At 58.6% G+C, this 8,450-nt stretch carries 7 protein-coding genes; 2 read left to right on the top strand and 5 right to left on the bottom strand.

The window, feature by feature from the left end; translation table 11 throughout:
- Nucleotides 1-694: 694 nt before the first annotated feature.
- The 4 genes from WBG04_RS19415 to WBG04_RS19400 all read right to left on the bottom strand — a co-directional run bounded on the left by WBG04_RS19415 (nt 695) and on the right by WBG04_RS19400 (nt 5,311).
- Nucleotides 695-1,618 (bottom strand): sugar phosphate nucleotidyltransferase, encoded by a 924-nt coding sequence (locus tag WBG04_RS19415; protein WP_424316374.1) that lies wholly within the window; start codon nt 1,616-1,618, stop codon nt 695-697.
- Between the two features lie 52 nt (nt 1,619-1,670).
- Nucleotides 1,671-2,516, bottom strand: coding sequence for a hypothetical protein (locus WBG04_RS19410; protein WP_424316373.1), 846 nt, complete (start codon nt 2,514-2,516; stop codon nt 1,671-1,673).
- A 50-nt stretch (nt 2,517-2,566) separates the two neighbouring features.
- The gene (locus tag WBG04_RS19405) at nt 2,567-2,932 is read right to left on the bottom strand and encodes a sugar phosphate nucleotidyltransferase (RefSeq protein WP_424316372.1); all 366 of its coding nucleotides are present in this window, start codon (nt 2,930-2,932) and stop codon (nt 2,567-2,569) included.
- Between the two features lie 243 nt (nt 2,933-3,175).
- Nucleotides 3,176-5,311, bottom strand: coding sequence for a TonB-dependent receptor plug domain-containing protein (locus WBG04_RS19400; protein WP_424316371.1), 2,136 nt, complete (start codon nt 5,309-5,311; stop codon nt 3,176-3,178).
- Between the two features lie 103 nt (nt 5,312-5,414).
- On the opposite strand from WBG04_RS19400, the gene WBG04_RS19395 reads away from it, so the two are divergent.
- Entirely contained in the window at nt 5,415-6,776 is a 1,362-nt protein-coding gene (locus tag WBG04_RS19395) for a sensor histidine kinase (RefSeq protein ID WP_424316370.1), read from the top strand.
- A 1-nt stretch (nt 6,777) separates the two neighbouring features.
- Nucleotides 6,778-8,076: a sigma-54-dependent transcriptional regulator gene (locus tag WBG04_RS19390; RefSeq protein ID WP_424316369.1), complete on the top strand. Its 1,299-nt coding sequence runs from the start codon at nt 6,778-6,780 to the stop codon at nt 8,074-8,076.
- Here WBG04_RS19390 and WBG04_RS19385 read toward each other — a convergent pair.
- The coding region (locus tag WBG04_RS19385; RefSeq protein ID WP_424316368.1) for a hypothetical protein at nt 8,073-8,450 on the bottom strand (378 nt) is incomplete at its 5' end. The two genes, WBG04_RS19390 and WBG04_RS19385, sit on opposite strands and share 4 nt — an antisense overlap.

Below are 8,450 nucleotides of genomic sequence, written 5' to 3'. Positions count from 1 at the left end.
GGCTCCGTCCATACTCCGCGTTCGGCCTTGTGGCGTTGCCACAGGTCCTCTTCCGCTTGTTTATCCCTTGCAGGAACTGCCGCGGATGCTTCTTCGCGTTTCATGGTCTCGGCCTTTCCACCTTCCTGCCGCCCTTTGCTCCACCGGTCGTTACCCGGCTTCGTTCCATGGTCCCGGTCACTCCGGCGTAGGATTTCCCATGGCTTGCTTGCGCTCTTATTGCGGCTCTGACTTCTACCGGGCACCTTTCGGCATCCTGCCCCGGTAGATCTCCCGCGTTCACACCAACTCCCTTCCCTGACATACTATCACCAACCACCCCAACATCTTCCCCGCCGCGCAACGCATTTTGTCGCCGGGGATCGTCGCTTTTCACGTCGAGGCTTCGCCAGTCCCTCGCAGGCTCGCCAGTCTGTTGTGGCCGAATCGTGTTCATCAGTTTTGTCTTTCTTACGGTCTGTCAGGTTCCATTCGTTGCTTCCCACCCCGCCTCGCGGCGACGCAGTTACTTCCAGTTCTCAGCCCGGATGCGCCCGAGGCTGGCCGGAGTCTCCCACTCCGAAGGGTGTTGGCGCTTCGCGGCGCACGAAGTGGCACGCCCCCGTGCCACAAACTCAGCGGCCGACGTCACCGGAGAAACCCACCCGCCCAAGCCACCCACCCTTCGGGGACTGCAAGTCCCCGCTCCTTGCCACTACTTGCAAACAATCTCTCCTTCAACCACCCGACCACTCTTCACCTCCACCCCCGGCCACACCACCGAATCTCGCACCACCGCTCCCGCTCCGATCACCGCTCCCGGACCGACCACACTGCGCTCCACCACCGCCTCCGGCGAAATGATCGCGTCGGGATGAATCGCATCCGCCATACCCAACTCACGATGCGCCGCCAGGTAACTTTCCGCATCCCCCAGATCAAACCACACCCCTTCATCCAACACCACACCCCCCAGCTTCCCTTCCTTCGCCAACTCCAAAAAGGCCGGAATCACCGACACCTTCTCACCCGCAGGGATCTTTTCTAACAGCTCCGGCGAAAAGATGTAAATCCCGCTGAAAACATGCGTCCCCTCCGCCTTGCCGAGCATATTCCGAATATCAAAAACCTGCCCGTCCTCCACCGCGATGTGTTTCGCCACCCCTTCCGAGCGCAATGCCAGCGTGACGACATTTCCCGACGCCTGATGCGCCTCCATCAATTTCTCCAGCGGTAGCGATGAATAGATGTCCCCATTGTGAACCAGCACATCATCCTCCCCCACCCACGCCTCGATATTCTTGATCCCGCCACCGGTCTCTAACAGATTGTCCTCCTGAAAGAGCTGCACCGGCATTCCTTCCCAGACCGCGCTCTTGGCCACCAAGCCGTTCCCACCAACCAAGCCCGTGCCTTTCCCATCTCTCATCAACCATCCCCCATCTTCCATCCGCCACATCAGTGGCAAATGATGCGTGTTGATCGCAAACTCCTCCACCCCCGCCGCCGCACAGGCCTTCATCGCCCACTCCACCAGCGGCCGATGGAAAAGCGGCACCAGCGGCTTCGGAAGAATGTCGGTCAACGGTCGCAGCCGCGTCCCAAGCCCCGCCCCAAGAAGAAATGCCTTTCGAATCACGCGACGTTTGTGCGCGATTGCCCTAGCGCTGGAAATGCTAATCTTGGCCGGGTCAGGAACGACCACGCGTCCTGAGACGACGAATCATATAGGCAGCCGCCATGAGGGCTAGAATCGCTGTTAAAACCACTGGCCATCTCGATGGCTCTTGGCGCTTCGCTACGGCAGTTTCCACCGGATCCATCGTTATGTCTTTCTTTGAAGCATCGCCTTCACCAGATCGCAACGGCACTTCCCCCTCCAGTGAATAGGTCGCATCATCGCCCTCGAATGAAAAGGTTCGGGCACCAGCCTTCACCTGATTGAACCACAACTGCCAAGTTCGCTGGTCCCCCGGGTCGTATGCCAGGGCCCGGACCGGTGGATTACTGATGCCAAGTGCGGTAAAGGCTTTGGTTGCGTGGACCGAATTGGGCATAGGCCTCCCTCCGTCACCCCAATCACCGTCTTTCCAAGGATCCCGCTCATCAAAAATCAGTTCTCCAAGCACTCCCACAGTTTCGGGGCTCGGGAGCTGTTGCAAGGTCGCGTAATACCACCTCCTCTCATGGCCTTCAAAGCCACTGTTCGGATGCCCGGGTACTGGCATTGCGGCCTCCGTGAGTTTCTTGATTTCCTCACCATACCATTCAGCATGCCCTGGAATGGCAAGCAACGTCTTCTGAGCTGCTGTGAATACAGGCCGATCACCCCTTTCGATACTGTGGTGACGCGAAAGCTTACCCACCCACTTCCCAAGCTCAGGAATCGCTTTTTCAGCAGGCCAACCGCTGGCCTCCTCGATATCAGCAAGTCGTTGCGCTTCCCAAGCCGAATAGGCTGCTGGATCCTCAGGCAGATTCGAGAATGCCCTCTGGGCAATCACGCTCAACAAAATTGCCAATCTAACAAAGTTCATTCCCTTCAGTCGTTATCGATTATCCTCTCAAGCCAGACTTCAGCTTCATCCTAATCCTGTTTCACCAAAATCCGCCGCTCGGACCCAAGATGAGCATCGGCCTCTGGATAGAGTCTATTATGCATGAGCCGTAATCTATGATCCACACCAGTCAACGGAGCCATGCTCCTGCCTTTCCCATCTCTCATCAACCATCCCCCATCTTCCATCCGCCACTTCAGCGGCAAATGATGCGTGTTGATCGCAAACTCCTCCACGCCCGCCTCCTCACACGCCATCATCGCCCACTCCACCAGCGGCCGATGGAAAAGCGGCACCAAGGGCTTCGGCAGCACATCAGTCAACGGTCGCAGCCGCGTCCCAAGCCCCGCCCCAAGAAGAAATGCCTTACGAATCACGCCCACTTTGTCGGCCATTCCCCCGACTCTGGCAACCCCCTAACAACTCAGAGCGACCAAGCTAGGAAAAAATCGGACCAAGATGGATCGGATGGGTAAGATGCTGGCAACGAAATCCGATCATCTTGATGTCCACGATAATGCGTGAGCCCCAGCTCTGGAAAAACTAAAGACAATGACTCCAAAAGCCTACCCATCCTATCCATCTTGGTCCGAAAAAATTGGTGAGAGCCGGATTTTTCCCGAACCTGACCAACCTGCCTACCAACTCAGCTTCGCCCCAACAATGGCATTGAAGCCCGGCTCATTCTGACCTGATCCGTGACTGCGATAGTCCTCATCCGTCAGGTTCTCCAAACCACAGGTCAGCTCCAGATTGTCAGTCGCCTGCCAACCGGCATGCAGCATCGCCACCACATACCCCGGCGTCCCACCGGTCGGAATCCGCTGCGTATCGCGCCGGTCCGATGCCGACAAGCGGTCCTGCTTTGCCACCGCAAGCACCCGGCCCTCGATCCACAATCGATCCGAAGGATGCGTCCACCTCAGCGCCACCGAGCCACTCAATGGCAGCAAACGTGACGCGGACTCCTCGATCACCGGCCCACCAAAAAAGGCAGGAGTCTCGGTCCGGCCATCCTGCCAAGCGGCGTATCCCGAGAACACCCAACCCGGCCTGAACTCCCACGTTCCCTCAAGCTCGATTCCATACACATAGCCGTCCTGACCATTCGTGGTGACCGATGTCCCCGCACCAGCGGCGGTCGGCACGCTGGTAATCGTATCACTGATATCCGTGTAGAAAGCGGAGATATTGAAGTAGCGGGTCGCCGTCATGTAACGCCCGCCCAATTCCCAGGTCACGAACTCCTCAGGATCCACATCCACCGATCCCAGCGACGGCGTCCCCGAACGAGTCGTCAGATTGCCCGACAAATCGTTCAGATCCGGAGCACGAAATGCCTGCGAAACCCCACCGTAGAGATTCCAGCAATCATTGATTCGATAAAGCGCCCGCAGCGATCCCGTGAAGTCATTCCAATGCCGGGTCGCCCCGTAAAGATCCGCCTTGGCAGCCCCATCGTAGTAGCGACCCAATTCAGCCGCGGCATAGGTGTAGCGCCCGCCCGCCGTAATCTCCAACCGCTCGACCGGTCGCCAGACATACTGCGCATAGGCACCGAAGAGATCATAGGTCGAATCGTCAGCCACCGGACGGAAACTCGGATCATAGGCCAGGCCCGCTCCCCGGTCGCGATAGCCCGACGAATCCACCAAGTCGCGATAGTAGTCCAAGCCATACACCAGGGTCCCGTCTGCCAGCGGTGACTCAAAGGAGAGATCAAATCCAAGCGTATCGATCTCCGTGATCTGATAGCGACGGTCAACCGCAGCCGCCGAGCGGTCCTGCGCCTCACTGTCCCGTCCGGTCTGGTACGACAGCGTCGCCGACCATCGGGAAATCCAGGCCGCCTCTTCAGGGTCTTCGCCAGCGACCTTGATGTAGGTCAATGATCGCTCCTGATCATAGATCCGGGACTTGTAGGTGCCAGCTGCCGCGACATGCCCGTCGTGCTGCCAGCCGGGATTGTAAATCGTTGAGTGCCAGCGCCAGATCTCGTCCTGATTCACATTCTGATGCAGCACCGTCAGTGTTGTATTCGGATTCAGTGCCATGTCGAAACGCAGGTCGAGATCCTGTTCGGGATAGCCCGTGTTCTGCATCAGGCCGACAGCTGAGTCGCGGATGTCGCCAAACTCCTTGCCCGTCACTCCAAGCAGGACCCCGAATTCCCCCCCGACCCCGAAGGCCGTTTCCAGTCGACCGATGTGCGAACCCTCGCCATTGCTACGATACTCGTAGTATCCCATTCCATGGTTGAAGAACCGACCTTCGTCCTCGAACTGAAAATTCGACGACTTGGTGAAGGCATTCAAGGTGCCGCCGATCGCATCCGATCCATACAGCACCGAGCCCTGGCTCTTGATCAGCTCGATGCGCTCGAGCGAATAAGGGTCCACCGTATTCCAATACTGCACGGGGCCGCCTCGATAGAGCGCGTTGTTCATCCTCACATCGTCAACCAGCAACAGGTTCTGCCGACCCGTGAAGCCCCGAATGTACGGTGATCCATGACCGTAAGCCGTTTTCTGAACGAGCACCCCGGGAGTGAACTGCAACGACTCCGGCAAGGTCCGGCGGCTGTTCTCCAGGATGAAGGCCTCCGTGGTGACCTCCACGGTGTAGGGGGTTTCCATCAGGCTCTCCTCGATCCGCCCTGCCGTGACAATCGTCGGGTCCAGTTCCTGGATTTCCTCCTCCGCGACCAACAAGGCCGTGCCCGAAGCGGCGACGAGGGGCGCGAGGAAAAAGGAACTTTGAGCGGGTAAGGTCATGCCGCTCTTCTTGCCCAAAGAGCTCACCACTCCGCAAGACAGCCGACATAAATCATCCAGAAACTTTACCTATGGACATTTTTTATCCAGATTTTCCCCCACCTTGACCAAAACTCCACCAAGTTCAGCCTCCGATTCCGGCAGTCGGGGAGGCCTCTTCCGCCGATTTATTCTCCCACAAATCGTCATTGCGGTCACTGCGGGCACCCTCGGGCTCCTCTGGGCAGCCGCCCAACAGCGGAGCCAGAACCACGAACGTATGGCGAAGGTAGCGGAGGCCAATGCCGTCTTTCTCGAGAACCAGAAACTCCCCAGATCGTCTCAACTGGCAGATAACCTTTCTGAAGTCACGCACTCGAAAGTCGGCTTCTTTCTTTCTGGCGAGGACCTCGTCATCGGCAATGACTGGTCCACCGAAGAGCGGGCAGTCGCTGCTCTGGCGAAAGAGCGGGAACCCAAGGTCGCACGCATTGGCCGGCATCATGCGCTGGTTCGACCCATCGCCGATGGTCGCGCGGCGATTGTCGTTGTCGAATCCGTCGGACCGCTGATCACCTTCTCCAAGAGTTCCTCAGTCGTCCCACTCATCGGCATGACCCTGCTGGCGATCATCGCCGCCTTCCTGATCGCACGCTCCGTCGTGCGGCCCCTTCAAAAACTCGCGACCAATGTCTTCGCATCGCCCTCGGAATCCGAAATGCAGCTCCCTGTCAGCCTCACCGGGCGCCACGATGAAATCGGCATCCTTTCCCGCACGCTGATCCAAGAGCGCCATGCGCTGTTAGAGGAACAGGAACTTCGCCGCAGCTCGGAAAAAATGGCCCTCCTCGGACGTCTCGCCACCTCACTCGCCCACGAAATCAAAAACCCCGCCGCCGCCATCATCATGCATGCCCAGTCGCTCGAAAAGCACGGTAAGCCACACGAGGGGAAGCTCATCCGCGAAGAGGGCGAACACATCACCTCCCTCGTCAATCAATGGCTCTTCGTCGCCAAGCCCCAGGCACCGAGAACATCGAACACCGACCTGGTGACGCTGCTCCAATCCCTGAAAGCCAGACTCGCACCCGTCCTGGAATTCCACCGCAGCCAACTTGTTTTCGAACTGCCGGATTCACTAACGATCCATTGCGATTCCCAACGCATCGAACAGGTCTTCCGCAACCTCATCGACAACGCCATCAAGGCCATGCCGAACGGCGGAACCATCACCATCCAGCTCCATCAACTCGATGACGGCAAAGCCCGGTTCACCATCACGGATCAAGGCGCCGGCTTCTCTCCCGAAGCCCTGAAACACTTCGGTGAAACCTTCTACTCCGAACGCGAAGGCGGCATGGGTCTCGGCCTTGCCCTCGCCACTGGAGTCATCAAGGCCCACGGAGGAACCCTCTCCGCAACGAACCGAAATGAAGGTGGCGCTTGTATCTCCGGCACGCTGAACACCTCCCCCAATTCTTTCTAACATGTCTGCTTCCCTGCTCATCGTCGAAGACCATCACGCGCTCGCCGTCGCACTCGCCGCCAGCGCGGAACGAAGCGGCCTCCATACGCAACTCGCTCCAAGCCTGGCAAGGGCACGTGAAATACTCCACAAACAGGCGTTCACCGGTCTTCTGTTGGACATCGGCCTGCCAGACGGACACGGACTCCGTCTCGTCGAAAACTGGGAGTGGCTCCACAAGCCCGAGATCGCCATCATCACCGCCCACGGCGAGATTGAAAATGCGATCGCTGCCAGGAAAACGGGTGTCGCCCACTTCTTCGACAAACCCGTCGACTTCGAAGCCCTTCAGGCATTCTTCGCCTCTCTAACAGCTTCCACCAGTCCGCCTGTTTCAGCCGCAGCCACGCAAGCGAAGCCGGGCCAGTTCGTCGGCGCGTCTCCGGCAATGCGGCCAGTCTTCCGGCAAATCTCCCACGCCTGCGCCTCCACCCAGCCGGTCGTCATATGCGGTGCCACGGGAACCGGAAGAAGCCACGTCGCCCAACTGATTCAGCAAAGCTCTTCCTCTTCCCAACCGCTTCCCGCCATTCACGCTTCATCCGTCCTTGGAGAACACGAACTCATCGACACCATCCGGAACGCAACAGGCTCCTCGCTCATCGTTGAGTCCATTTCCTCGCTCACGCCGACCGCCCAGGATCACCTCGTGCGAGCCCTTGATCAACTGGGCGAAGAAGCCCCGCGCCTGATCGTCACTACGGGTGAAGATGGATTGCTCAAGCAAGTCACCGACGGCCACTTCAACCAAGACCTCTACTACCGCCTGCAGATCCTCCAAGTCAGCCTGCCACCACTAAAGGATCGGCGCGATGACATTCCCGCCATCTGCGCCTGCTTTCTCGGTGAACTCGGGGCCAACACCAACACACGCCTCGACGAAGAGGCACTCGACATCTTCATCCACTACGACTGGCCCGGCAACCTGCGCGAACTTCGCAACGCGATCAGCTACGCTCTCGTTACCAGTGCCGGAACACCGATCATCACTCCCCAGTTCATCCCCGAGCACCTCGCCGGGACTCCTTCTCATCAGCGCAAGGACGATGCCCTTTCCCATGCCTTGGAGTTCTGGGTCGATCAGAAACTCGAGGGCGGCAACACCAACTACAAGGGAATCAGCGCCGATCTGGAAGGCCTCTTGCTCCGCATCCTGCTCCGCCGTTTCGACGGAAAACCATCCCACCTCGCCGCTGCGCTTTCCATCAACCGCTCGACCTTGCGGAAAAAACTCAGAAGCGACAATCCCACCTCGAACTAAGGCATCAGCAGGCGCCCGGACGCAATCCCCGACTCCGTCGTGCTCACCGAGCCCTCCTTGAGCTGCTGCAACAACTCGGTCTCCTTCTTCGTCATCGGATAGGGTCCGGCAAACTCCATCCTCTGCTGACTGCCACGCCACGAACGACAGGCGAAAGCATTCTTCGATTCCAGGTAATAGAGAATCATGTACTGCCGCGAATCACTCGACGTCTCGGCAATGAAGTCCGGCTCGCCACTCTTGGTGAGAAACTTCGCGAAATCCGGATGTGCTGCGGCCTGATAGACTATCCGTTGATGCCCGAGCGTCTCCGGATTGTTGCGCACCAGCATGATCCGGTCCTGCGCAGCGCGCTCCGTCCAGTGCCTCCCGTC

The organism is Haloferula sp. (genome assembly GCF_049672945.1).
Lineage (GTDB): Bacteria > Verrucomicrobiota > Verrucomicrobiia > Verrucomicrobiales > Akkermansiaceae > Haloferula.
This window is presented reverse-complemented; position numbering and strand designations above follow the sequence as displayed.

Excerpts from the sequence above, each read along its gene's own strand:
- WBG04_RS19410 (WP_424316373.1), bottom strand. The coding sequence starts at position 2,516 with ATGAACTTTGTTAGATTGGCAATTTTGTTGAGCGTGATTGCCCAGAGG.
- WBG04_RS19405 (WP_424316372.1), bottom strand. The coding sequence starts at position 2,932 with ATGGCCGACAAAGTGGGCGTGATTCGTAAGGCATTTCTTCTTGGGGCG.
- WBG04_RS19400 (WP_424316371.1), bottom strand. The coding sequence starts at position 5,311 with ATGACCTTACCCGCTCAAAGTTCCTTTTTCCTCGCGCCCCTCGTCGCC.
- WBG04_RS19390 (WP_424316369.1), top strand. The coding sequence starts at position 6,778 with ATGTCTGCTTCCCTGCTCATCGTCGAAGACCATCACGCGCTCGCCGTC.